The organism is Photobacterium sp. GB-72 (assembly GCF_003026095.1).
In the GTDB taxonomy this organism is placed as follows: domain Bacteria; phylum Pseudomonadota; class Gammaproteobacteria; order Enterobacterales; family Vibrionaceae; genus Photobacterium.
Genome location: NZ_PYNV01000007.1, coordinates 44,484 through 68,803 on the forward strand (window position 1 = coordinate 44,484; position 24,320 = coordinate 68,803).

The window sequence follows — 24,320 nt, forward strand, 5'->3', positions numbered from 1 at the left end:
ATCAACGGCTTTTTATCTATTTCTAAATGGCTTACCAGCTTAGTCGTTGCGGTACGAGCGATGCTGATAAGATACATAAAATACCACCGAGATCAGCGTGGCGGATCACGGCTGGTGCTTGTTGTTCAACTTTCGGTTTCGCGTGATAAGCAATCCCTAAACCTGCCGCTTTCATCATCACCAGATCATTTGCTCCATCACCTACAGCGACCGTATTGTGTGGTTCGATATCATATTGCTCAGCAAGACTTTGCAAGATATTCGCTTTTGCTTGCGCATCCACCACATCACCAAGAACATTCCCCGTTAATTTACCATCAACGATTTCTAATTGATTTGAGAACGCCCCAACTAAGTCTAACTCTTGCTGTAAATAATCAGAGAAATAAGTAAAGCCACCAGATGCAATCGCGACTTTCCACCCATAGGCATGCAATGTTGCCACTACTTCACGCATCTCAGGCATAAAGGGTAAGTTTTCTTTTACTTGAGCCAATATCGCTTCATCGGCACCTTCGAGTGTACCAACACGTTGACGTAAACTCTGCTCAAAATCGAGTTCACCTTGCATCGCGCGCTCTGTTACTTCAGCGACTTGCTCTCCGACGCCGGCTAACTTAGCGATTTCATCAATACATTCAATTTGAATCGCGGTAGAGTCCATATCGAAAACAACTAAGCCAGGCTCCGCTAACTCAGGAAGATCGGAAAGTTGGAAGTAATCTAATTGTAATTCAGCCAGTGTTTGCTCTGCTTGCTCAGTAAGATCATTCGCGATCGTGAAAACATCATAAGATCCCACTTTCCAGCCAGCCAGCAATTGAAGATCACCGTGTACCGCACTATTTAATAATTCAACATCATAATGGCTAATATTTTTCCCATAAAATAACCATTGCGCTTGGCGTTTATCACCATTGGTTACTGTTAATAGTTGTGGGAAACGTTTATACAGCGTGGGGTGTTTTTTTATTTTCAGCACGTACTCAATATCCATATTATTTATCCTAAAAGTAACTTATTGCTATATTACGATGATTTAAATGGCAATATCATAATAATGGTGCAACTTGTCGCTACTTCTTTACAAACTACCGATACTGATAGTGAAGAGCAACCCAAAAATGTTACTAAACTGTAATAAAACATAGTTAATTTTCACTTACTTATCTTAAATAAATACAATAAAAAGAGTAATTATTTATGACTAAAAATCAGTGGACATATTTAACCAATTGTTTTTATTAAGAATAAATCAAATAAACGGGGATATTCTTAACCACTCCATTATCGTGTAAAATACCACCAGAACACAGCAAAGGTTAACTCGATGATAAAGTGGAAAAAGAAACGCTGGCAACATCTAGGACGGCTTTCTGTTCTCCTATTATGTAGTTTGGCATTAATTGGAATGCTGGAATACGGCGCGCTCTTAACCCAGCGTAATTACCAAATGCTAAGTGAGCAAACTCAAACATTATCACGCATGTTAGTACGACAAGCGGCAGAAAATGCAGCCAGTGATATTACGGATAATAACCAAGATAAACTGCAAAAATTGGTGAATAACTTATCCAATGAGCCTTTAATTCTAGACGCTACTATCTACAATATTGAAGGTGTGACCTTGGCGAAAACCGATAACTCAATGCCATTGACACAACTAACGGGGCTATCAACACCGCTTGCGATGGCCAGCATTGGTCGCCAGCAAATTGTTGAGCCTATTTTTGCTAATAAGCATGTGATTGGTTTTGTTCGTATTACGCTTGAGCACAATAAGTTGTTAGCTCATGCCAAAGACCAAATTCATTATATGACCCGTATTATTCGAGGCTTAACATTGGCTTCATTAATGATTGGATTGTTGCTTGCTTTTACCTTCGGTCGCAGAAAGGATATTTGGCACTTTCCGTTTTTTCTTACGGCAAACGCGAAAGACTAAATACGGTTTGTTAATCGCAGACAAATTAACAAGATAAAAAAAACGGAAACAGCCGAGCTGTTTCCGTTTTTTTGTACGTAATCAGTAAAGATTATGCTTCTGCATCACCTAGGATCACAGAATCTAACGCGATTTCAATCATCTCGTTGAATGTCAATTGACGCTCTTCCGATGTTGTTGCTTCGCCACGTAGGATGTGATCAGAAACAGTACAGATAGTTAATGCTTTAGCACCAAACTCAGCTGCAACACCATAGATACCAGCCGCTTCCATCTCAACACCAACGATGCCGTACTTATCCATTGTTTTGAAGAATTCAAAATCAGGATTGTAGAACAGATCAGCAGAGAAGATATTACCCACTTTAACTGGGATACCTTTCGCTTTTGCTGCATCTACCGCATTTTGTACCATGCCGAAATCAGCAATCGCTGCAAAGTCATGACCGCCAAAACGAATACGGTTTACTTTAGAATCTGTTGATGCGCCCATACCGATAACAACATCACGTAACTTAACGTCATCACGTACAGCACCACAACTACCCACACGAATGATTTTCTTCACACCAAAATCTTTAATTAATTCTGTTGCGTAGATAGAACATGATGGAATACCCATACCATGGCCCATAACTGAGATCGTGCGACCTTTGTATGTGCCCGTGAAGCCTAACATACTACGTACGTTACATACTTCTTTTGCATCATCTAGGAAAGTTTCAGCGATGTATTTAGCACGTAGCGGATCGCCCGGCATTAAAACGACATCTGCAAAATCACCCATTTCAGCATTAATATGTGGAGTAGCCATAGTTGTATCCTTTTCCTAATTTTAGTTAGCTGTCAGTGTTGAAAATTAATCACTAACGTTTAGCTAAACATGCTGTGATTGTCCGACATTATAAAGTGGAAAATGCTAAACAATCATGTCTTTTAAAGAATAAATAAGGGCAAATAAGATTTACCCTTATTTTAAATTTTAGTTATAGAAACGACTTACCGTATTCCATATCTGTTGTACCGAAGTACTCAGCTAGGCTCTGACCAATATCAGCAAAGCTTTCACGTAAACCTAATGAGCCCGGCTTAATCTTAGGTCCTGAAACAAGTACAGGAATGTGTTCACGAGTATGATCTGTGCCCGGCCATGTTGGATCACAACCATGATCGGCGGTAATGATCAGTACATCGTCACCTTGAAGTAACGCTAAAATCTCAGGAAGACGGCGATCGAAATACTCAAGCGCAGCCGCATAACCCGCAACATTACGACGGTGACCGTAGGCTGAATCAAAATCAACAAAGTTGGTAAATATAATAGTGTTGTCACCCGCTTGTTTCATTTGTTCAAGTGTTGCATCAAATAAAGCAGGAATACCTGTCGCTTTTACTTTGCTTGAAATACCACAGCCGGCATAGATATCAGAAATTTTACCAATCGATACCACTTCACCTTGTTTTTCATCAACAAGCTTTTGCAAGATCGTTGCTGCTGGCGGCTCAAGCGACAAGTCACGGCGATTCCCTGTACGCTCAAATTGACCTTTACCCGCACCGATAAATGGACGCGCGATAACACGACCAATGTTGTAATCTTCTAGCTCTTCACGCGCAATTTGGCAAAGCTCTAATAAACGCTCTAAACCGAATGTTTCTTCATGACACGCAATTTGGAATACTGAGTCAGCAGACGTATAGAAGATAGGCATCCCTGTCTTCATGTGCTCTTCACCCAAATCATCAAGCACTTGTGTACCTGATGCATGGCAGTTACCTAAGAAACTATCTAAACCTGCACGAGCAAGAATACGATCGGTCAGTTCTTTAGGAAAACTGTTTTCTTTATCGCTAAAGTAACCCCATTCAAACAATACGGGTACACCGGCAATTTCCCAGTGACCAGACGGTGTGTCCTTACCAGAAGAAAGTTCTTGCGCATGGCCATAAGCACCAGTGATCTCGGAATTTGGATCCATGCCTTCAGGGAAGCTACCGCATGATTCTTCACACGCTTTCGCTAAACCAAGTTTAGTTAAATTAGGTAAGTGTAATGGACCGTTACGATCGCCATTATTGGCTTCGCCACGCGCACACGCCTGTGCTATATGGCCTAAGGTATTTGCACCTACATCACCAAATTTATCAGCGTCTGCAGAGGCACCAATACCAAAAGAATCTAGCACTAAAATAATTGAACGTTTCATCGTTACTCCATTACACATCTTGTTTGGTGATACGTCGGTAAACTTCAGGTGTCGCTTCAGGTTTGTTCTCATTCACCGTAATATTACTGCGAATCGCTTTCGCTGCTTCTTCCCATTGCGCTTCAGTACGAGCATGTACCATTGCAAGAGGGGTATCAGCGTAAACTTCATCACCTAAACGGATCATGTCGCTAAAACCAACCGCATAGTCAATATTATCGCTAGCAACACGACGACCACCGCCCATACCAACAACCGCCATACCTAAGCCACGCGTATCCATAGCATGAGCAAAACCTGTTGTTTCAGCAAATACTGGTTTTACAATCTCAGTTTTCTCTAAATAGTTGTCATAATTCTCGATAAAATCAGTAGGGCCACCTAAGCCTGCTACCATTTTACCAAACCGCTCAGCGGCTTGACCGTTGTCTAATACGGCCTGTAGTTTTACACGCGCTTGTTGGGTATCAGCTGCTAATTTACTGATCACTAACATTTCAGCACACAGTGCCATGGTGACTTCAAACAAACGAGAGTTACGGTATTCACCAGTTAGAAACTGGACCGCTTCACGCACTTCAACTGCGTTACCCGCGCTTGATGCTAATACTTGGTTCATGTCGGTTAGCAATGCAGATGTACATGTACCCGCACCATTTGCCACTGCTACAATTGATTTCGCAAGCTCTTCAGAGGCTTGGTAAGTTGGCATGAAAGCACCAGAGCCTACTTTCACATCCATGACGAGGTAATCTAAGCCCGCCGCCAATTTCTTCGATAAAATAGAAGCGGTAATAAGTGAGATATTATCAACCGTCGCGGTTACATCACGAGTTGCGTACACACGTTTATCCGCTGGTGCTAAATCACCGGTCTGACCAATAATTGCCACACCGGCTTCTTTGGTTACTTTACCGAAAACGTCATTGGTTGGTGTGATGTTATAACCAGGGATAGCTTCTAACTTATCTAATGTCCCCCCCGTATGACCTAAGCCACGACCAGAGATCATCGGTACATAACCACCACATGCTGCCACCATTGCACCTAGCATCAGTGAAGTAACATCACCGACACCGCCAGTTGAGTGCTTATCAACAATAGGACCATCAAAGTGCATGTATCCCCAATCAATCACCATGCCTGAATCACGCATCGCACAAGTTAAGGCAACGCGCTCATCCATCGTCATATCATTAAAATAAATCGCCATTGCAAATGCGGCGATTTGGCCTTCAGAGACGGTGTCTTTCGCTACACCTTGAATGAAAAAGTTAATTTCATCGGCGCTTAATTCAATATTGTCACGCTTTTTACGAATGATTTCTTGAGGTAAGTACATGCTGTTCCTCTTACTTTTAATTCAGCGAAGTAGGGTTACCAATGCTTAAATTGTGTTTTATTTTGCTTTATTTCTAAATTTTAGGTGCAAAAAAGGCAACAACCGCGAAAATGCAGTGCTGGAAAAAGCCAATTCAAGAATTAGTACGGCATTTATAATGCCGACAAAGAGTTAAAACAAGGTGGCACATCACCACCTTGTTTACAAAGGATTAGTAGCCGCCTTGCGCCGCTTCTTCACCTTCACCTAGTGTGTGTAACAAATTAGCAAGTAAGCTCGATGCACCAAAACGGTAGTGACGGCTATCAGCCCACTCTGCACCAAGAATATCATCAGCCATTGCTAAGTATTGCTGTGCATCTTCAGCAGTACGAACACCACCAGCAGGCTTAAAGCCAACAGTTTTAGCAACGCCCATATCTTTGATCACGTTAAGCATGATTTGTGCGTATTCTGGTGTTGCATTAACAGGCACTTTACCGGTTGAGGTTTTAATAAAATCAGCACCAGCTTTAATTGAGATTTCAGATGCTTGCTTAATTAGCGCTTCAGTTTTTAGCTCACCCGTTTCGATAATGACTTTAAGCAGTACGTTATCACCACATGCCGCTTTACATTGCTTCACAAGTTCAAAGCCAACCTCTGCATTACCCGCCATAAGTGCGCGGTATGGGAATACTACGTCTACTTCGTCAGCACCGTAAGCCACTGCCGCTTTGGTTTCTGCAACAGCAATCTCGATATCATCATTACCATGTGGGAAGTTCGTTACCGTTGCAATACGTACATCTGGCGTACCTTGCTCACGTAGTTGCTTTTTCGCTACTGGGATAAAGCGAGGGTAAATACACACTGCTGCAGTATTACCAACCACTGTTTTTGCATTCTTACAAAGCTCGATCACTTTTGCGTCAGTGTCGTCGTCATTCAGTGTTGTTAAATCCATTAATTTAAGTGCACGTAGTGCAGCAGTTTTTAAATCGCTCATGACTATCTCCAGTCGTAATATTACATTTAAAGCGCTTAGCTATAAGGCTCTAAATATCAGTATAAACGAAGGTAAAGCGCTAATGATTATTCATTAGGCTACCGAATGCAGTAAGAACTACTGCAACAAATGAGCGGACTTGATTCCTTGAAGTTTTAGTAAGTGAATACTTACCAAATGACTTATCCCTATTCCCGCGCAAGAGCCGAACAACTCGCCCGCTCTTACAAATCGCTGTATTTGTTAGGCTCAATAATAGCAAGACCGCCGTCTTAAGCCTATCAAACTTATGTTTCCACCAGTGGATAATGTGTTTACTAAAATAGAGAATCAGAAACAGTTAATGAGCACTTCTGACGTCACTATTTACTGCTGAGCCTGATACTACCTGTCTCAACACACTTATAATCTTTAGCATAAGAATAGCAGAGTGGAATATAAGAAAAGGGAACGCAATCGATTTTATGAAGTTAATTTAGAACAATAGCCATAATGTTTACTTTTTCTGTTGATAACCAAAAGTATCAGGCATAAAAAAACGCCCCAATTTTCATTGAGGCGTTCTTCTTTATTCAGTTATCTCTGCAATTACATTGCTAAAGAGATAAACAGACCAGCAATCGTTGCAGACATTAGGTTAGATAATGTACCTGCTGCTACTGCCTTCATACCAAAGCGAGCAATCTCTGCACGGCGACTTGGAGCAAGGCCACCTAGACCACCAAGTAGGATTGCAACCGATGATAGGTTTGCGAAACCACATAGTGCGAATGAGATGATAGCTTTCGTCTTCTCAGTCATTGCAACACCTGTTTGTGCTACAACCATACCGCCATCTGCCACGTCTTTTAAGTACGGTGCAAAGTTTAAGTAAGCCACGAATTCGTTAACAACAATCTTCTGACCAATGAATGAACCCGCCACTTGTGCTTCACCCCATGGCACACCAATTAGGTACGCAAGTGGTGCGAAAATGTAACCTAGGATAAGTTCTAGTGTCAGCTGAGGCATACCAAACCAACCACCAATGCCACCTAGCATACCGTTGATTAGTGCGATTAGACCGATGAATGCTAGTAGCATCGCACCTACGTTTAGCGCAAGCTGCATACCTGATGATGCACCTGCCGCTGCTGCGTCAATAACGTTAGCTGGTTTTTCAACGCCTTCTTCGTCGACACCGGCAATCTGCTCTACAGGCTGCTCTGTTTCTGGCTTGATGATTTTAGCAAACAATAAACCACCAGGGGCTGCCATGAATGATGCTGCAATTAGGTACTCTAGAGGAACACCCATTGATGCGTAACCTGCAAGTACACCACCAGCAACTGACGCCAAACCACCACACATTACTGCAAATAGCTCAGACTGAGTCATTTTAGGAATGAATGGACGAACAACTAGTGGCGCTTCTGTTTGACCAACAAAAATGTTTGCTGTCGCTGACATAGATTCAGCGTGAGAAGTACCCAATACTTTACGTAGACCACCACCAAGGATGTTGATAACAATTTGCATCACACCTAGGTAGTAAAGAACACTGATCAACGCGGAAAAGAAAACAATAACAGGAAGAACGCGTAGTGCGAATACGAAGCCGCCACCACCGAACACTTCAAACATTTTGTCCGATGTTAGACCGCCAAATAGGAAATTGATACCGTCATTACCATAAGCAATAACATTAGCAACTGCCTGAGACATGCCATATAGCACATCACGACCAACTGGTACATAAAGAACGAATGCACCTAATAAAAATTGGATAGCGAACGCGCCTCCAACAGTACGTAGATTAATTGCTTTACGGTTGTCTGATAGTAGTACCGCTATAAGTAGCAGTACAACCATCCCAACCAGGCTCATAAACATGCTCATGGTTTATGTATATCCTATTAAGTTAAGTTTGGCGTCTCGACAATTCGGCTCTATTAAGAGTCGGGCGCATTATACCCATCGATGCGCGGACAAAGTAATGCTAAGTTCACAATTTTGATGCCACAATCATGAAAGAGTTAATCGATACGTGAACACCATCACAAAAAATTCACCCATGAAACGCAAACGTTTTACGCAATCGTTTACCTTTTGCACCAAGATCACGATGGGATTTTGAAAAGTTCATGTGCCGTTAAGGTTGTCGCTTCAGTGACAGACTCGATACTTATCCCTTTAAGAGACGCAACAGTATTCATTACATAAGCGATTTTTTCCGGTCTGTTCGGCTGACTTTGGAAACCACAGACGGGCATATCTGGCGCATCGGTTTCTAACACAATCTCAGAGAGAGGTAATTTCGCGATAGTCTCTCGCGTTTTTTTCGCACGCTCATAGGTGATAGTGCCGCCAACACCAATTTTTAAGCCTAGATCTATTAATTGAACCGCTTGCTGATAACTGCCACTAAACCCATGATAGACCCCACCTTGAGATGGCGTATCTGCTCTTATGGCTCGCACTAATTCAGGAAAGGCTTTGCGGCAATGCAAAATAATTGGCAGTCGATAGATATTCGCTAACTGTAATTGTGCTTGTAACCATGTTTGTTGTAATTCTCTATCAAGGGTTTCAATGGCAAAATCTAGTCCACATTCACCTACGGCAACACATTTTGAATATGGTTGTTGAAGTGCTTCCTTCAACTCAAAATGTAAACGCTGACAAACATCACTCGTATGCTCAGCACTAAAGAAAGGATGAATACCTAAACCGTAATAAAGTGCGGGATAGCGCTGACATAACAGCTGTACTTTAGCCCAATTCGATTGCCCTACCGTTGGGATCACTATCTGGTTCACCCCTCCCTCTTGCGCCAATGCCAATGCTCGCTTTGGGTCATCATTAAAGGGGGGGAAATCAAAATGGCAGTGGGTATCTATCATAAATATTCCTGTAGTAACTAATACGTAAATAGTGATGATTCAATATAATCTTAATATTATTTCTAACTACCCTTAATGATTCTTATACACCTAGATTGAGTCTCGCGCTAAAATCAGCGACAATAAGCAGTAACTCACTCCATTCATTCTGTTCTGTTGCTTTGCTTGATGTAATACGGCAGCAACGGAGTACTTTTATTAAAAAAGAACACGCTAATGTCGCAAACTCAGTTTCAGGGCGAAGTATCAAAACGTCGTACTTTCGCTATCATCTCTCACCCCGATGCGGGTAAGACCACCATTACTGAAAAAGTACTGTTATTCGGAAACGCTATCCAAAAAGCCGGTACAGTAAAAGGCCGTGGTTCAAACCAACACGCCAAATCAGACTGGATGGAGATGGAAAAAGAACGTGGTATCTCGGTAACTACATCTGTAATGCAGTTCCCATATAACGAGTGCCTAGTAAACCTTCTTGATACTCCAGGACACGAAGACTTCTCTGAAGATACTTACCGTACCCTAACCGCTGTTGACTCATGTTTAATGGTTATCGATGCGGCAAAAGGTGTCGAGGATCGTACTCGTAAGCTAATGGAAGTGACGCGTCTACGTGATACACCGATTGTTACTTTCATGAACAAATTGGACCGTGATATTCGTGATCCAATGGAGCTTCTTGATGAAGTAGAAAATGAATTAGGTATGGCTTGTGCCCCTATTTCATGGCCTATCGGTTGTGGTAAAGAATTCAAAGGTGTTTACCATATCCACCGTGATGAAACGATCTTATACAGCACAGGTCAAGGCCACACAATTCAAGAGCAACGCATCATTAAAGGATTAGAAAATTCTGATCTTGATGAAGCTGTTGGTACAGAGCTTGCGGAACAACTTCGTGAAGAGCTAGAACTTGTAATGGGCGCATCAAATGAATTTGATGAAGAGCTATTTTTAGCTGGTGAACTAACACCAGTATTTTTCGGTACCGCACTGGGTAACTTTGGTGTTGATCACATGCTTGATGGCTTAACGGCATGGGCACCTGCACCACTTTCTCGCCAAGCGAATGAGCGTGAAGTTGAAGCAACAGAAGAGAAGTTTTCTGGCTTCGTATTTAAGATCCAAGCAAACATGGATCCTAAACACCGTGACCGTATTGCCTTTATGCGTATTGTATCGGGTACTTACACCCAAGGTATGAAGATGAACCATGTTCGTACTGGCAAAAATGTAAGTATTTCTGATGCGGTAACATTTATGGCAGGTGATCGTTCTCGCGCAGAAACGGCTTATGCTGGTGATATTATCGGCCTACATAACCACGGTACGATTCAAATTGGTGATACCTTTACTCAAGGTGAAAGCCTGAAGTTCGCAGGTATTCCTAACTTCGCACCAGAATTATTCCGTCGTATTCGTCTTAAAGATCCACTTAAGCAAAAGCAGCTATTAAAAGGTCTGGTACAGCTTTCAGAAGAAGGTGCGGTACAGGTATTCCGCCCACTGCAAAACAACGATTTGATCGTTGGTGCGGTTGGTGTACTTCAGTTTGATGTGGTTGTTGCCCGTCTTAAAGCGGAATATAACGTTGAAGCAATCTATGAAGGCGTTAATGTAGCAACTGCGCGTTGGGTTGAGTGTAATGACGTGAAAAAACTCGAAGAGTTTAAGCGTAAGAACCAATCTAACCTTGCTCTAGATGGTGGCGATAATCTCTCTTATATCGCCCCAACAATGGTTAACTTAAACCTTGCAAAAGAGCGTTTCCCTGAAGTTGATTTCCGTGCAACTCGTGAGCACTAATCACCTCAGCTAGATAGAACAAAGCCGAGCATCACGCTCGGCTTTTTTATATCACTTACTCACTGATTATTGGCCTAACCAAAAGGCATAAACATATACGCCATGATCAAGGCATCTTCACGCCCATTTTCCGTTGGGTAGTAATCAATACGGCGGTTAGTTTCATTAAAGCCAGTTGCTTCATAAAGTTTATACGCACCAGTATTGCTCTCACGGACTTCTAACCAAATCTCTTCCGCTTGCTTGGCTTCTAACGCATCAATAAAACCATTGAGTAACACTTTGCCATATCCCTTTCGTTGATGAGCAGGATCAATAGCAATATTTAACAGTGTTCCTTCACCCGCGACTAATTGACCAAAGCAGTAACCTACTACCTGATCATCAACGACTAACACATAGTTTGCTGCAATACGATTTGGCTCTTTACGGATCATCGACTCTGCCCATGGAAAAGCATGAGCCGCTTGTTCAATACGCCAAACATCATCAACATGCTGGGTGTCTAATGGAATAATTTTATACGTCATAACTACAGATCTGTTGCCATAATGCTTTCTTCGATGAAGGATCATTATGCATTAAGTGTAAAGATACGGAATTTAATACCTGACAGCCTGTCGGGTGAGCCCCTTGGCAACCAGCAAACCAACACCATGTTAAATAATGCTCACCGACTTGTTCAACGGCTTCAAGAGGTAAACATAATGCTTGTTCTGGCGTTAGTTTCATACTGCTCAGGATCCGTCCGAAGAGCCAAGCATCATGCTCATTAAGCTCATCATTGGTTATCAGTAGTAACTTGCAATGTTCAGGTAGATCGATAACAGGGATCTCTTGATTGGGAAATATTTCAGGCTTTCTAACCTGCCAATAAGTGAGTCCCATTTCTTGTAGAACCTGAATATCACGTTGTTTCATTCCACACCTGCTATCTTTTCTATCAATCACAGCATGTCTTGAGCACGCTATGAGGAGCAATGAGCGCAGATCCTACCAAATTACGTATCGGTTGTACTCATAAAGCTTACTCAAAACAGAGATAAAAAATACCGGCTCTAGGCCGGTATTTCTCTCACATAAAATCAACTTAGTCGTGATAACGTTGTGCTAATTCATTGGCTGCAATCACCGCTTGGTACACTTGCTCCGCACTCACAGCAACAGGCATATTACTCATTGAGCCGCTTGGTGAACAGGCAAGATCAACAATCTGACGCCAATCATCTTCAACCCATTCATTAATACCAAAATCAGCCAATGTCAGTGGTAACCCTGCCATTTTTATCACGTAAATTACATTCTCTATTTCTTCAATATCGGCTTCCTCTAGTACTAATTGTACTAATAGACCAAATGCTACTTTTTCACCATGTTGAATATAATTAAACTTCTCAAGTGATGACATGCCATTACAAATCGCATGTGCACACGCAATGCCGCCTGATTCTGCCGCCACACCGCTTAAATACACAATGGCTTCTACCATTTCTTCTAAGGCCGGTGTAACTTCCTGACGGCGTACAGCTTCCATCGCCATTTCAACGTTATCGACAATCAACTCATAACACATAAGAGCCATACCGAGTCCGGTACGTGACACACGTTTTTGTACTAGATTAAGTCCAGCAGCGTAACAACAAGCACGCGTTTCAAAAAAGGTTGCTATCGCATCACCAATACCCGCGGCAAAATATTTTTCCGGCGCTTGAGCAATAATACGAGTATCTGCTAATACCACATCAGGGTTTTGCGGCAATAACAAATAACGATCAAATTCACCACTATCTTTATAAATAACAGACACCGCGGTACAAGGTGCATCACTTGAGGCTATTGTTGGGAAGATCACCACTGATGCATTGCTATAATGCGCAACGGCTTTCGCCACATCCATGGTTTTACCACCACCAATACCAACAACAACATTGGCATTTTGTGTTGTGGCTATCTTACGTAAACGTTCAATTTCATTATCAGTACATTCATACTGAAATTTCTCGCAATATGCCTTGATCCCCGCGAGTTCTAAACAAGGCAACGCTTCTTGTTGAACACGATCTAAAATGAAATCATCACAAATCAATAAGGCATTATTGCCAAAGTCTTTTATAAAAACATCAAGTTGAGAAAGTAAATCTTGACCAATAATGAATTTTTTTGGCGATGTGATGCTGCGAGGGATCATCGGTGACAGTCCTAATTATATTTATATAAATAACAAACTATCACGATGTAGTAATTAGCTATATGTAGAAATTAGATATCTTACTTCTCAATACTAATGATTTTTCAATATAAAAAGCACAGCGTAGTATCGCTGTGCTTTCATTGTCAGACATTAAAGCATTAATCAATAAATACGTACGATGTATTTATTGTGCGTTGAATTCGTTACAGTATTCAACTTTACCTTGATATTGTGCAACGGATTCAGGAAAAACTTCATAAACCATAAACGTATTTTCTGTATCAGGCAAAGTAGCAGTAAGTTGATGATCAACGGCTTTTGTAAAACCCGCTTTTTCATAATATTCAGAATTTCCCACCGCCACTATAACGGGATAATCAAAATCAGCGAGTACACTTTTTGCTTCTTCAAGCAACGTCAAACCAATTCCCTGATTTTGGTAATCATCACGAACCGCTAAAGGCGCTAGGCCTTGCCAATTGGTGTCAACACCATCAACCGTTACAGGGCTAAAAAAGGCATAACCCACCACTTCACCTTCATCATTACACGCCACCAGCGATAGGGTTCGATTTCCATTTTCGCGTAACGCCATAACAAGTTTAGCTTCAGCATCAGTGGGAAATACGGCTTTTAATAGCGTATCAATCGTTAAGATATCAGCGGGAGCTTCGGATCTAATGAGCATTTAAGGCCTCTTGGGCAGCACTGCGATCATGCATACCTTGATGAATGAAATCGGCAGATTGCTGCAAAATAAATTTCACAGGAGCAGGTAAAGAATCAAGATCGATACTATCCATCAAGTTTTTAACTTCTAGCCCTAACTCAGTATCCCCTTCAATTCGAAGACGACGTTGGAAGAACAGTGTATCAGGATCTTCTTTCCGTGCAGCAATAAGTACTAAATCATTACACTCACCACTGAAACTCACATCTTCTTGTTCACAAGATTCCGCTACAACTAACTTTTCATTTTCGTAACTTATAAACCACTGTAAGCCTAAATCACGCACTTCAACTTTAAGCCAACGATCTTCTAAAAACTCAAAATCACCATCCTCTAGTGCCTCTTTGAAAACCATAGCTAAGCCATCCAACATCACTTTTTTCTGAAGCGAAAAAGGTGTCAGTTTGGCCGGTACACGCAGTAATGAAGGACCATGTTGAACGAGTTGTTTTCGAAGTTGAGCAATCACTATGATTTATTCCTGTTTAAAATCGCACTTAGTCTTCGATTGTATGGCAAGAACGCTATTTCGTTTTATGCCTTGAGTCAAAAAAAATGCTTCTGTTTCAGCAAAGTTGATAATAATTTTCGCTATGTTGTACATATTCGAGTTAGAGTACATAGATAAATGAAAATACGATTGCCTACTATTCAGCAATGCACATATCCGCACAAATCATGGAGAATGGTGACGACATGCCAACAGAGCAACTAGATTATTGGTTTCCTTTGCTGACGGATAATAGCCCCTTCTTTTTTGCCATCCTTGATCGCCAACATAACTATCACTCGGTAAATAATCGCTTTAGTGAAGTTAGTGGTCTTGAGCGAGAAGAATTACTCGGCAATAACGACACCAATGTCTTCGGTCAACATTATTATCACTCCCTTAAACCTTACTATGAACGTGCATTTAATGGCGAAAGTATTGAGGCAGAAGTCGTGCTTAACGATAGCCGACATGAATCAAGTTTACACTTTAGTCTTGCTCCATTATTAGATAGCAACGGCACCGTACAACATATTATTCTACATTCCATTGATACCTCTGAACGCCAGATCCTGATCCATTCATTAGAAGAGACAGAACACCAGTTAACACAATTGAATAACTTGATCACTGAAGGCATTTGTTTAGTTGAAAATAACATTATTATTAATGCGAATGAACAAGCCGCGATCCAACTTGGTTGTCATTCAAAAAAAGAACTACTTGGTCGCCCACTGGATCAACTACTACACGATAATCAGAAACAACCTTGCACCAGTCATCGCTTAAAAAATAATGACAATAAAGAAACTATCACCTACTTCCCGATTATTCATAACGAACAGACTAAGCCTTTAAAGCTGACCATCTCTCCTGTGAAACAAATGGGGACTGAAGCGTTACTGGTGAAACTCGAAACCATTCAAGAAAAAGACAATAAGCGCCAACAAGGACAAATTGAACAACTAGTACAAATGGATCCATTAACTGGTTTGCTCAATCGTCACGGCTTTACTCGTCAATTAGACCAACTGATGAAAGCAGAAACGCCTGTCGTGATGCTCTATATTGATATTGATAACTTTAAAAATATCAATGATTCACTCGGTCACCACATTGGCGATAAAGTGCTGCAAGAAATTGCACAACGCTTACGTCGATTACTACCTGAAACCGCAATTTTGGGCTATTTAAGCGGTGATGAGTTTGCGATCCTATTACCAAACCCTGAGCATGAACGCACTGGCGAGATTATCTCAGAGCAAATCATAGCGCTGGTTAATCAACCGTTTGAGCTGCGTCACTTTAGAAAGCACTTAGCCTGCTCAATTGGAATGGTCACCTCCCCGGGGCATGGTAATGATGCACGCATGATGCTACAAAATGCCGATACCGCCATGTATGAAGCAAAACATCGAGGTCGAAATCGCTTAGTTGAATTCAATGATGCGATGAGCAAAGAAGCACGAATGCGTTTATGGCTGGAAATAGAGCTACAAAAAGCGCTGCAAAATAATGGCCTCGAAGTTTGGTATCAACCAAAAGTTAATGCCCGTGACTTTGCGATTGACGGCGCAGAAGCGTTAGTACGTTGGAAACACCCTGTCGAAGGCTATATTAGCCCTGCCCAATTTATTCCGGTCGCAGAAAGCTCTGGCTTAATTGAACAACTCGGCTGCGCAGTCATGCGTGAGGTCTTCACCACCGTCAGCCTGTGGAAAAAACGTAAATTGCTAACAGGACGAGTCGCGATTAACTTATCGCCGCAACAGTTTGGTAATTCAGGCTTAATAAACTTTGTTGATAAATTACGTTTATCAACAGATGTCAACCCTGCCGATATTACCTTTGAGCTGACAGAAAGTGCGGTAATGAGTGATGGTGAACATACCATCCAAATGCTCAATGCCATTAAGCAACTTGGCTTTGCACTGTCGATTGATGACTTTGGTACTGGGTATTCGTCACTCTCATATCTTGCGCGTTTTCCGTTAGATGAACTTAAAGTGGATCGCGCGTTTATTCAAGATATCGACACCATTCCTAAACAGGTAACCTTAATTGAAAACATCATCAACTTAGGTAAATCACTAAAAATGAGTGTGGTCGCCGAAGGGATTGAAACCCGTCAACAAGCCACACTGCTATCTAATTTAAATTGTGATTATATCCAAGGTTTCCACTTCTATCGTCCCATGCCAAAGCATGAATTAGAAGCCATTTTACTGCAAAACAAATGAGTCAAAAACACCACAAAAAAAAGGAGCAATAACGCTCCTTTTTATTAATAAAAACAACGAAAACCTGCCTAAAATCAAAGCGCCATAAGATAAAGAATTTTAGTATCAAAGGTCATAATTTTATTCAAAGACTGGATGATAAAAAATAATGGAGCTTCTCTGCCCCGCTGGTAACCTTCCAGCCTTAAAAACCGCAATTGATAATGGTGCAGATGCCGTTTATATCGGTTTCAAGGATGATACTAACGCCCGCCATTTTGCAGGTTTAAACTTTACAGGCCGTAAACTCGAAAAAGCCGTACAGTACGTAAAAGATCACGACCGTAAATTACATATTGCACTCAACACCTTTGCCCATCCCGATGGTTTCAACCGCTGGACAAAAGCGGTAGATAATGCAGCCGCTATGGGGGTTGATGCGCTGATTGTCGCGGATATTGCAGTGCTAGAGTACGCCGCTACAACGTATCCTGACTTAGAACTTCACCTATCAGTACAAGCTTCAGCAACTAACACTGCCGCGATTGATTTTTATAAACAAAATTTCAATATAAAGCGTGTTGTACTGCCTCGGGTTTTATCGATTCATCAAGTAAAACAACTGGCACGTAATACAGATATGGAGCTAGAAGTCTTTGCTTTTGGTAGCCTATGTATTATGTCTGAAGGGCGTTGCTACTTATCGTCTTACATGACCGGTGAATCCCCTAATACTGTAGGCGCTTGTTCACCAGCCAAATTTGTCCGTTGGCAAGAAACGCCACAAGGCTTAGAGTCTCGCTTAAACGAAGTACTGATTGACCGCTATGGCCATGGTGAAAACGCTGGCTACCCTACACTGTGTAAAGGTCGCTTTGATATCAACATTGACGGTGAGAACAAACGCTATCACGCCCTTGAAGAGCCAACGAGCCTCAATACCCTAGAGATTCTTCCTGAGCTATTTAAGGCCAATATCGCCTCAGTAAAAATTGAAGGTCGTCAGCGTAGCCCTGCTTATGTTGAACAGGTCACCCGCACATGGCGTGCAGCGATTGATCACTATTTAGCTAATCCAGAAGGCTACCAAGTAAATCCTGCTTGGAATGCATGTCTTGGTAATGTATCAGAAGGTAAACAAACCACACTCGGTGCTTATCACCGTAAATGGCAATAGGAGCCAAACCATGAAATATTCTCTTGGCCCATTACTTTACTTCTGGCCTAAAAATGATGTTGAAGCGTTTTACCAACAAGCAAAAAACAGCAATGTTGATATCATTTATTTAGGCGAAAGTGTATGTTCAAAACGCCGTGAGCTAAAGCCTGCACAATGGTTAGAGATCGCGAAAGATATTGCCGATAGTGGAAAACAAGTCGTGCTATCGACAATGGCGCTACTCGAAGCGCCAAGCGAAGTGAATATCATGAAAAAGTACATCGATAATGGTGATTTTATCATTGAAGCTAACGACGTCTCTGCGATTCAATTAGCCTCTGAAGCAAAAATTCCTTTTGTCGTTGGTCCTGCGGTTAACTGTTATAACGCCCAAACATTAAACCTGTTTTTAAAACAAGGCATGACCCGTTGGTGTATGCCGGTTGAGTTATCACGTGAATGGTTAAATAACACCTTAATTGAATGTGAAAAACTGGGCATTCGCAATCAATTTGAAACGGAAGTGTTTAGCTATGGCTATCTACCGTTAGCGTATTCTGCCCGTTGCTTTACCGCTCGCGCAGAAAATCGCGCCAAAGATGACTGTGAAACCTGCTGTATCAAGTATCCACAAGGGATCACGGTCAATAGCCAAGAAAACCAAAAAGTCTTTACCCTAAATGGTATTCAGACTCAATCAGGCTACTGCTATAACCTAATAAACGATCTTAAAGGTATGGCTGATATCGTTGATGTCGTGCGTTTAAGCCCACTGGGTCTTGATACATTATCTTTGGTTGATGATTTCCGAGCTAATGAACAAAGTGCAACTCGTCATCAACTAGAGGATAGCCATCAATGTAATGGTTATTGGCATAGCTTAGCTGGATTGAACATCAGCGAGTAATTACTTAAATAAAAAAAGCCGCTAATGCGGCTTTTCTTTTTATCCCCCAGGGACGACAGGGACGGTTTCTTCATTTCGTGTATCAGGGGATTGATCTTGATACGCAGAGTATAACCGACTGAGCTCCAGGAGCGACAACCGGTGTTCAATAAACTCATACACATTCCCCGCTAACGCCAATTTATAGAGCATTACCGCAGTAGAATAATCCTGATTGTTCTGATGTAACTTACCGAGATAAAAATACGCTTCTGTTAAATGTTCAGCAAGTTGATCGTTATTTTCGCTCTGCTGTGCAATATCACTGAGTAATTCTCGCTCTGTAATTTGCCCTAAAAACAGACGTACCAACTGCCATCCCCACGCTTTTTTATCACTGGCATCATAGCGTTGTTTTAATTGAGCTTGCGCCTTCTCAGGGCTTAATTCAACATCATTAAGGTATAGCCAGATCACGCGATACGGATCATTATGATCCTGTTCGTAATGAGGCAAAAGATCTTGATTCGCTAATTCATAGCGCTCACCGTAGTACAGGGCAATACCGCGATTACGTTGAGCATAAAGATGGTTAGGCGCTAACTCTAAGGTAGAATCAAACGCTTCATAAGCCGCATCAAAATGTGCCATTTGGGTAAAATAGACCCCTAACACATTATATAAATCGGGTTGATTCGGCTCTAAATTGAGGGATTTATTAAAATCTAATCGCGCTAAATCACGTAACCCTAAGCTGTCATTAACTAGCCCACGCTCGTAATATATTTTCGCTAATGTTGCCTGTGGAATATCGTCTCGCTGCAAAATTTGATCAATGCGAGCTAATTGAATTTGCTGCTGTAAAGTTGGCTGAAATGGAATAGCCATCGGTGGATGAGTCCACTTGGTTGGCATCGCCGAACAGCCTGTTAGCATCATCGCTACAGTCATAACGGCAAATGTAAAGCGAGTTGCTATCAAAGCGCTTCTCCCTAAGGCTTAATAATCACGATCCTATTGTATTACTCTACACCATAGAACACGGCATGATGTTTTTTAGATAACAAAAAGGGGCTAGATAGCCCCTTTATATCATGCTTTTAGCAAAAAACTTAGCCTTGAGGCTGTTCGTTTTGAGCTGGCGCTTCAGCAGCAGGTGTTTCAACTGCTTCTTTCATGCTTAGACGGATACGGCCTTGACGGTCGATTTCTAGCACTTTAACTTGAACTTCTTGACCCATTTGTAGGTAGTCAGACACTTTCTCTACACGATCTTGTGAGATTTGAGAAATGTGTACTAGACCTTCTTTAGTACCAATCACAGATACAAACGCACCGAAATCAACGATACGCATTACTTTACCTGTGTAGATACGACCTACTTCAACGTCAGCTGTGATTTCTTCGATACGACGGATTGCTTCTTTCGCAGCAGTACCTTCAGTCGCAGCGATCTTCACTGTGCCATCATCTTCGATCTCGATTGTAGTACCCGTTTCTTCAGTAAGTGCACGAATAACAGCACCACCTTTACCGATAACATCTTTGATCTTCTCAGGGTTGATCTTCATCGTATGGATACGAGGAGCGAACTGAGAGATATCTTCACGTGGAGTATTGATTGCGTTATCCATTACGCTAAGGATGTGCTTACGCGCGCCTTTAGCTTGGTTAAGAGCAATCTGCATGATCTCTTTAGTGATACCTTCGATCTTGATATCCATTTGAAGTGCAGTAATACCGTCATCAGTACCTGCTACTTTAAAGTCCATATCACCTAGGTGATCTTCGTCACCAAGGATGTCAGAAAGAACAACGAAATCGTCGCCTTCTTTAACAAGACCCATTGCGATACCCGCAACAGACGCTTTAATTGGCACACCAGCGTCCATAAGAGCAAGAGACGTACCACATACAGAAGCCATTGAAGATGAACCGTTAGATTCAGTGATTTCTGATACTACACGTACTGTGTATGGGAATTCGTCTACAGATGGCATTACAGCAGCAATACCACGCTTAGCCAGTTTACCGTGACCAATTTCACGACGCTTAGGCGAACCTACAAAACCCGTCTCACCTACACAGTATGGAGGGAAGTTGTAGTGTAGTAGGAAGTGATCTTTCGTCTCACCAGTTAGACCATCAATGATCTGTGCGTCACGTTGTGTACCCAATGTTGCAGTAACAAGTGCCTGAGTTTCACCACGAGTAAATAGTGAAGAACCGTGAGTACGTGGAAGGACACCAGTACGTACGTCTAACGCACGAACCATGTCTTTTTCACGACCATCAATACGTGGGTTGCCCGCAATGATGCGACCACGTACAACTGTCTTCTCTAGATCGTGGAAGATAGTGTGGATTTCTTTTGTATTTGCTTCTGCATCTTCAGCAAGAATTGCATCGTTAACTTCACCAGCAATCTCATGAATGCGGTCGTAACGCGCCATTTTCTCAGTGATTTGGTAAGCATCAACAAGCTTAGCTTCAGCAAGCTCTGCGATCTTATTTTTAAGTGCTGTGTTCTCTTGAGGAGCAACCCAATCCCAAGCTGGTGTAGCCACTTCAGCAGCAAACTCGTTGATTGCATTGATAGCAACTTGTTGTTGGTCGTGACCAAATACAACCGCTTGTAGCATTTGCTCTTCAGATAGACGGTCAGCTTCTGACTCAACCATTAGTACAGCATCTTTTGTACCAGCTACAACAAGATCTAGACGGCTTTCTTCTAGCTCAACATTGCTTGGGTTAAGTACGAATTGATCGTTGATGTAACCAACACGTGCCGCACCGATAGGACCATTAAATGGAATACCAGAAATAGCAAGTGCTGCAGATGTACCGATCATAGTTACGATGTCAGGGCTTACTGCAGGGTTAACAGAAACCACAGTAGCGATAACTTGAACTTCGTTTTTGAAATCGTCAGGGAATAGTGGGCGGATTGGACGGTCAATTAGACGTGCAGTCAGAGTTTCGCCTTCAGAAGGGCGACCTTCGCGCTTGAAGAAACCACCAGGGATTTTACCTGCAGCGTAAGTACGCTCTTGGTAGTTCACTGTTAGTGGGAAGAAGTCTTGGCCTTCTACTGCTGTTTTCTTACCAACAACAGAAACGAACACAGAAGTGTCGTCCATGCTAACCATTACTGCAGCCGTCGCTTGACGTGCCATAACACCAGTCTCTAGAGTAACCGTGTGGTTACCGTACTGGAAAGTCTTTACGATAGGATTCACGTGAATTTCCTTAAATATATTCCGCTTTCTATTTGCTTGCTAATTATAACTAAGACAAACAACAGCGTCATGTGATGATATTCACTTTCATGTAATTTCACGTATCGCGACTAAGGAAATATCTCATCATGATGAGGTATTTTATTAGCCGCGACCTAAAGGTCGACGAAAACGACTCGTGATACATAAAAATGGGATTAACTACAGCTTCTCTTTTTATCTATCATATTCCTGCCTTAGCATGCATACAACAAACATAAGATTAACTTCGGTACAGATAGTAGACGAAATTGAGGAAAATAACAGAAGGAAAAATATAAACTGCGGTATGTATTATCTTTTAAAACAAAAAGAAAGGAGCCATAAGGCTCCTTTCTAAAAGCAATCTTAGCGACGTAGGCCTAGACGCTTGATTAGGTCTTGGTAACGATCTAGGTTCTTACCTTTTAGGTAATCTAGAAGCTTACGACGACGAGAAACCATACGTAGCAGACCGCGACGGCTGTGGTGGTCGTGTTTGTGGTTAGCAAAGTGACCTTGAAGGTGGTTGATTTGCGCTGTTAAAAGTGCAACCTGAACTTCAGGAGAACCAGTATCATTTTCACATTGTGCGTATTCTGCAACGATTGCTGCTTTAGTTTCTGCATTCAGAGACATAACTCATTCCTAATACAAAGATGTTTTAATTTGTGCCGCCAATCTCTGATTCAGCCGGCACCCAAGCCGCGGATTATACTGATCGATATAGATAACTACAAGCGAATAATTAGTAACCACGACAATAATAAACAATAAATAGAAGTCTTCATTGCATTCTTTAAAAGCAAAGCAGTGAGTGGTTCTACCGTTGTCAATTAATCTTGCTGATGTTCATTCGCCATGACACGTTTTGGCGCTAGCATACCTTTAAGATCGATAGTCCCCACACCAATAAACTCACGCTCAGAGCCGACAGAAATACGTACTAAGGTCCCTTTTGCAGGAACATTGTCAGCTTCTACCGGATTACCATTAAGCACATGCACCGCAACCTCAGCACTGATATTCACTTCAGGCAAATCTTGTACTGCGGTGTCGGTTGGTAGCAATAACGCATCCAGCACAGAGCCAGGTTCTATCTCATTGGCTTTTGCATCATCAAGCATCGCTTGTAACTGCTCAATAGTAACCATTCGCTCATACGGGAAGTTAGAAACCCCTGTACGACGCAACATGATAACGTGAGCACCACAACCTAACATTTCGCCCAGATCATCAACGATAGTACGAATATAAGTACCTTTTGATACATGAAGTTCCATTTCAACTTCATTATTATCAAAACGCAGTAAATCAACAGAATAAACAGTAATTTTTCGTGATTCACGAGGAACCTCGACGCCTTCACGTGCATATTCGTATAATTTACGCCCTTTGTACTTCAGCGCAGAATACATTGATGGGATCTGATCTGTTGTACCACGGAACTTATCAATACACGCTTCGAGTTGCTCACGATTAACGTTCACATCACGTGTTTCAACTACTTCGCCATCAGAATCAGAAGTATCAGTACGTTCGCCCAGTTTTGCGATCACACGATAGCGTTTATCTGAATCTAACAAGAACTGAGAGAACTTTGTTGCTTCACCAAAACAGATGGGCAGCATACCCGTCGCCAAAGGATCAAGCGCACCAGTATGGCCCGCCTTTTGAGCAAAAAAGATACGTTTTACTTTCTGTAAGGTATCGTTTGAACTAATTCCCGTAGGCTTATCAACTAAAATGACACCATTAATTGGGCGACCTTTACGACGACGTGCCATGCTTATTCCTCGCCTTTCTCTTCGTCTTCATCACCACGACGATCTTCATCGTCACGTACCGCTTTCGATACTAGGTTTGAAATACGCATACCTTCTGTTAGAGACTGATCAAAAATAAAGTTCAGCTCAGGTGTTACACGTAAACGGATCTCTTTACCTAAGAGTGAACGAATGTAAGGCGCCATTTCACGTAATGCTTCTAGGCTACCTTCAGCGGTTTGCTCACCGATTGGGAAAAACGTCACATAGATTTTGGCGTAATTCATATCACGTGATACATCAACGCTTGAAATCGTTGTCATTGCGATCGCTGGATCTTTGATTTCACGCTGTAGAATTACAGCTAATTCTTTTTGTAGCTGCTGTGCTACACGTTGGGTACGGCTAAATTCTTTTGCCATTTTGTTGCTCTCTCTAAGAATAGGGCTCTT

Annotated in this window: 22 protein-coding genes; 5 read left to right on the forward strand and 17 right to left on the reverse strand. The window is 41.9% G+C overall.

Translation table 11 applies throughout. The annotated features are described in order from the left end of the window. Positions 1-31: 31 nt before the first annotated feature. Positions 32-997 (reverse strand): phosphoserine phosphatase, encoded by a 966-nt coding sequence (gene serB / locus C9J40_RS09895; RefSeq protein ID WP_107207303.1) that lies wholly within the window; start codon positions 995-997, stop codon positions 32-34. Between the two features lie 333 nt (positions 998-1,330). Here serB and C9J40_RS09900 point away from each other — a divergent pair, with 333 nt between their 5' ends. Beyond that, the gene (locus C9J40_RS09900; RefSeq protein ID WP_105059554.1) at positions 1,331-1,945 is read left to right on the forward strand and encodes a YtjB family periplasmic protein; all 615 of its coding nucleotides are present in this window, start codon (positions 1,331-1,333) and stop codon (positions 1,943-1,945) included. A gap of 91 nt (positions 1,946-2,036) precedes the next feature. On the opposite strand, the gene deoD is transcribed toward C9J40_RS09900, so the two are convergent. The 6 genes from deoD to C9J40_RS09930 form a co-directional block, all read right to left on the reverse strand. Beyond that, positions 2,037-2,759, reverse strand: coding sequence for a purine-nucleoside phosphorylase (gene deoD, locus C9J40_RS09905; protein WP_107207301.1), 723 nt, complete (start codon positions 2,757-2,759; stop codon positions 2,037-2,039). A gap of 172 nt (positions 2,760-2,931) precedes the next feature. Next, positions 2,932-4,152: a phosphopentomutase gene (locus tag C9J40_RS09910; protein WP_107246722.1), complete on the reverse strand. Its 1,221-nt coding sequence runs from the start codon at positions 4,150-4,152 to the stop codon at positions 2,932-2,934. A 10-nt stretch (positions 4,153-4,162) separates the two neighbouring features. Next, positions 4,163-5,494, reverse strand: coding sequence for a thymidine phosphorylase (deoA, locus tag C9J40_RS09915; RefSeq protein WP_107246723.1), 1,332 nt, complete (start codon positions 5,492-5,494; stop codon positions 4,163-4,165). Between the two features lie 211 nt (positions 5,495-5,705). After that, positions 5,706-6,482: a deoxyribose-phosphate aldolase gene (deoC, locus tag C9J40_RS09920; protein WP_107207298.1), complete on the reverse strand. Its 777-nt coding sequence runs from the start codon at positions 6,480-6,482 to the stop codon at positions 5,706-5,708. Positions 6,483-7,070: 588 nt separating this feature from the next. Then, positions 7,071-8,360, reverse strand: a complete 1,290-nt coding sequence (locus C9J40_RS09925; protein ID WP_107207297.1) for a NupC/NupG family nucleoside CNT transporter — start codon at positions 8,358-8,360, stop codon at positions 7,071-7,073. A 221-nt stretch (positions 8,361-8,581) separates the two neighbouring features. Beyond that, positions 8,582-9,364: a TatD family hydrolase gene (locus tag C9J40_RS09930; RefSeq protein ID WP_107246725.1), complete on the reverse strand. Its 783-nt coding sequence runs from the start codon at positions 9,362-9,364 to the stop codon at positions 8,582-8,584. Between the two features lie 216 nt (positions 9,365-9,580). On the opposite strand from C9J40_RS09930, the gene prfC reads away from it, so the two are divergent. After that, complete coding sequence (prfC, locus tag C9J40_RS09935; RefSeq protein WP_107207295.1) at positions 9,581-11,170, forward strand: peptide chain release factor 3; 1,590 nt, start codon at positions 9,581-9,583, stop codon at positions 11,168-11,170. Between the two features lie 74 nt (positions 11,171-11,244). Here prfC and rimI read toward each other — a convergent pair whose 3' ends face one another. From rimI to C9J40_RS09960, 5 genes are all read right to left on the reverse strand, one after another. Then, complete coding sequence (gene rimI, locus C9J40_RS09940; protein WP_107207294.1) at positions 11,245-11,700, reverse strand: ribosomal protein S18-alanine N-acetyltransferase; 456 nt, start codon at positions 11,698-11,700, stop codon at positions 11,245-11,247. Next, the gene (locus C9J40_RS09945) at positions 11,690-12,091 is read right to left on the reverse strand and encodes a DNA polymerase III subunit psi (protein ID WP_107207293.1); all 402 of its coding nucleotides are present in this window, start codon (positions 12,089-12,091) and stop codon (positions 11,690-11,692) included. Before C9J40_RS09945 ends, rimI begins: the two co-directional genes overlap by 11 nt. A gap of 169 nt (positions 12,092-12,260) precedes the next feature. After that, entirely contained in the window at positions 12,261-13,358 is a 1,098-nt protein-coding gene (locus C9J40_RS09950) for a glycerol dehydrogenase (protein ID WP_107207292.1), read from the reverse strand. A gap of 187 nt (positions 13,359-13,545) precedes the next feature. Beyond that, entirely contained in the window at positions 13,546-14,049 is a 504-nt protein-coding gene (locus C9J40_RS09955) for a GNAT family N-acetyltransferase (RefSeq protein ID WP_107207291.1), read from the reverse strand. After that, a complete protein-coding gene (locus tag C9J40_RS09960) occupies positions 14,039-14,560 on the reverse strand; it encodes an SCP2 domain-containing protein (protein WP_107207290.1) in 522 nt (173 codons plus the stop codon). The genes C9J40_RS09955 and C9J40_RS09960 overlap by 11 nt, the downstream gene beginning before the upstream one ends. Before the next feature lie 227 nt (positions 14,561-14,787). On the opposite strand from C9J40_RS09960, the gene C9J40_RS09965 reads away from it, so the two are divergent. From C9J40_RS09965 to C9J40_RS09975, 3 genes are all read left to right on the forward strand, one after another. Continuing rightward, positions 14,788-16,821 carry an EAL domain-containing protein gene (locus C9J40_RS09965; protein ID WP_199187067.1) on the forward strand — a complete coding sequence of 678 codons (2,034 nt, stop codon included), beginning with the start codon at positions 14,788-14,790 and terminating at the stop codon, positions 16,819-16,821. A gap of 148 nt (positions 16,822-16,969) precedes the next feature. Beyond that, a complete protein-coding gene (locus tag C9J40_RS09970; RefSeq protein ID WP_107207288.1) occupies positions 16,970-17,977 on the forward strand; it encodes a peptidase U32 family protein in 1,008 nt (335 codons plus the stop codon). A 10-nt stretch (positions 17,978-17,987) separates the two neighbouring features. Next, on the forward strand, positions 17,988-18,866 hold the full coding sequence (locus tag C9J40_RS09975) for a U32 family peptidase (protein WP_107207287.1): 879 nt from the start codon (positions 17,988-17,990) through the stop codon (positions 18,864-18,866). A gap of 39 nt (positions 18,867-18,905) precedes the next feature. Here C9J40_RS09975 and nlpI read toward each other — a convergent pair whose 3' ends face one another. The 5 genes from nlpI to rbfA all read right to left on the reverse strand — a co-directional run bounded on the left by nlpI (position 18,906) and on the right by rbfA (position 24,290). Further along, the gene (gene nlpI, locus C9J40_RS09980) at positions 18,906-19,826 is read right to left on the reverse strand and encodes a lipoprotein NlpI (RefSeq protein ID WP_107207286.1); all 921 of its coding nucleotides are present in this window, start codon (positions 19,824-19,826) and stop codon (positions 18,906-18,908) included. 131 nt (positions 19,827-19,957) lie between these two features. Next, positions 19,958-22,084, reverse strand: a complete 2,127-nt coding sequence (gene pnp, locus C9J40_RS09985) for a polyribonucleotide nucleotidyltransferase (RefSeq protein ID WP_369917577.1) — start codon at positions 22,082-22,084, stop codon at positions 19,958-19,960. A gap of 387 nt (positions 22,085-22,471) precedes the next feature. Continuing rightward, positions 22,472-22,741 carry a 30S ribosomal protein S15 gene (rpsO, locus tag C9J40_RS09990; protein ID WP_005369538.1) on the reverse strand — a complete coding sequence of 90 codons (270 nt, stop codon included), beginning with the start codon at positions 22,739-22,741 and terminating at the stop codon, positions 22,472-22,474. 197 nt (positions 22,742-22,938) lie between these two features. After that, positions 22,939-23,889 (reverse strand): tRNA pseudouridine(55) synthase TruB, encoded by a 951-nt coding sequence (gene truB / locus C9J40_RS09995; protein WP_107207285.1) that lies wholly within the window; start codon positions 23,887-23,889, stop codon positions 22,939-22,941. Positions 23,890-23,891: 2 nt separating this feature from the next. Further along, positions 23,892-24,290 (reverse strand): 30S ribosome-binding factor RbfA, encoded by a 399-nt coding sequence (gene rbfA, locus C9J40_RS10000; protein ID WP_105059538.1) that lies wholly within the window; start codon positions 24,288-24,290, stop codon positions 23,892-23,894. Between the last annotated feature and the right edge of the window lie 30 nt (positions 24,291-24,320).

What these genes read in the sequence shown, in the direction of transcription:
- C9J40_RS09945 (WP_107207293.1), bottom strand. Translation starts at nt 12,091, where the DNA reads ATGAAACAACGTGATATTCAGGTTCTACAAGAAATGGGACTCACTTAT.
- C9J40_RS09975 (WP_107207287.1), top strand. Translation starts at nt 17,988, where the DNA reads ATGAAATATTCTCTTGGCCCATTACTTTACTTCTGGCCTAAAAATGAT.
- rimI (WP_107207294.1), bottom strand. Translation starts at nt 11,700, where the DNA reads ATGACGTATAAAATTATTCCATTAGACACCCAGCATGTTGATGATGTT.
- rpsO (WP_005369538.1), bottom strand. Translation starts at nt 22,741, where the DNA reads ATGTCTCTGAATGCAGAAACTAAAGCAGCAATCGTTGCAGAATACGCA.
- deoA (WP_107246723.1), bottom strand. Translation starts at nt 5,494, where the DNA reads ATGTACTTACCTCAAGAAATCATTCGTAAAAAGCGTGACAATATTGAA.
- C9J40_RS09925 (WP_107207297.1), bottom strand. Translation starts at nt 8,360, where the DNA reads ATGAGCATGTTTATGAGCCTGGTTGGGATGGTTGTACTGCTACTTATA.
- C9J40_RS09965 (WP_199187067.1), top strand. Translation starts at nt 14,788, where the DNA reads ATGCCAACAGAGCAACTAGATTATTGGTTTCCTTTGCTGACGGATAAT.
- prfC (WP_107207295.1), top strand. Translation starts at nt 9,581, where the DNA reads ATGTCGCAAACTCAGTTTCAGGGCGAAGTATCAAAACGTCGTACTTTC.
- deoC (WP_107207298.1), bottom strand. Translation starts at nt 6,482, where the DNA reads ATGAGCGATTTAAAAACTGCTGCACTACGTGCACTTAAATTAATGGAT.
- C9J40_RS09970 (WP_107207288.1), top strand. Translation starts at nt 16,970, where the DNA reads ATGGAGCTTCTCTGCCCCGCTGGTAACCTTCCAGCCTTAAAAACCGCA.
- C9J40_RS09910 (WP_107246722.1), bottom strand. Translation starts at nt 4,152, where the DNA reads ATGAAACGTTCAATTATTTTAGTGCTAGATTCTTTTGGTATTGGTGCC.
- C9J40_RS09950 (WP_107207292.1), bottom strand. Translation starts at nt 13,358, where the DNA reads ATGATCCCTCGCAGCATCACATCGCCAAAAAAATTCATTATTGGTCAA.
- deoD (WP_107207301.1), bottom strand. Translation starts at nt 2,759, where the DNA reads ATGGCTACTCCACATATTAATGCTGAAATGGGTGATTTTGCAGATGTC.
- C9J40_RS09955 (WP_107207291.1), bottom strand. Translation starts at nt 14,049, where the DNA reads ATGCTCATTAGATCCGAAGCTCCCGCTGATATCTTAACGATTGATACG.
- C9J40_RS09930 (WP_107246725.1), bottom strand. Translation starts at nt 9,364, where the DNA reads ATGATAGATACCCACTGCCATTTTGATTTCCCCCCCTTTAATGATGAC.
- C9J40_RS09900 (WP_105059554.1), top strand. Translation starts at nt 1,331, where the DNA reads ATGATAAAGTGGAAAAAGAAACGCTGGCAACATCTAGGACGGCTTTCT.
- rbfA (WP_105059538.1), bottom strand. Translation starts at nt 24,290, where the DNA reads ATGGCAAAAGAATTTAGCCGTACCCAACGTGTAGCACAGCAGCTACAA.
- serB (WP_107207303.1), bottom strand. Translation starts at nt 997, where the DNA reads ATGGATATTGAGTACGTGCTGAAAATAAAAAAACACCCCACGCTGTAT.
- truB (WP_107207285.1), bottom strand. Translation starts at nt 23,889, where the DNA reads ATGGCACGTCGTCGTAAAGGTCGCCCAATTAATGGTGTCATTTTAGTT.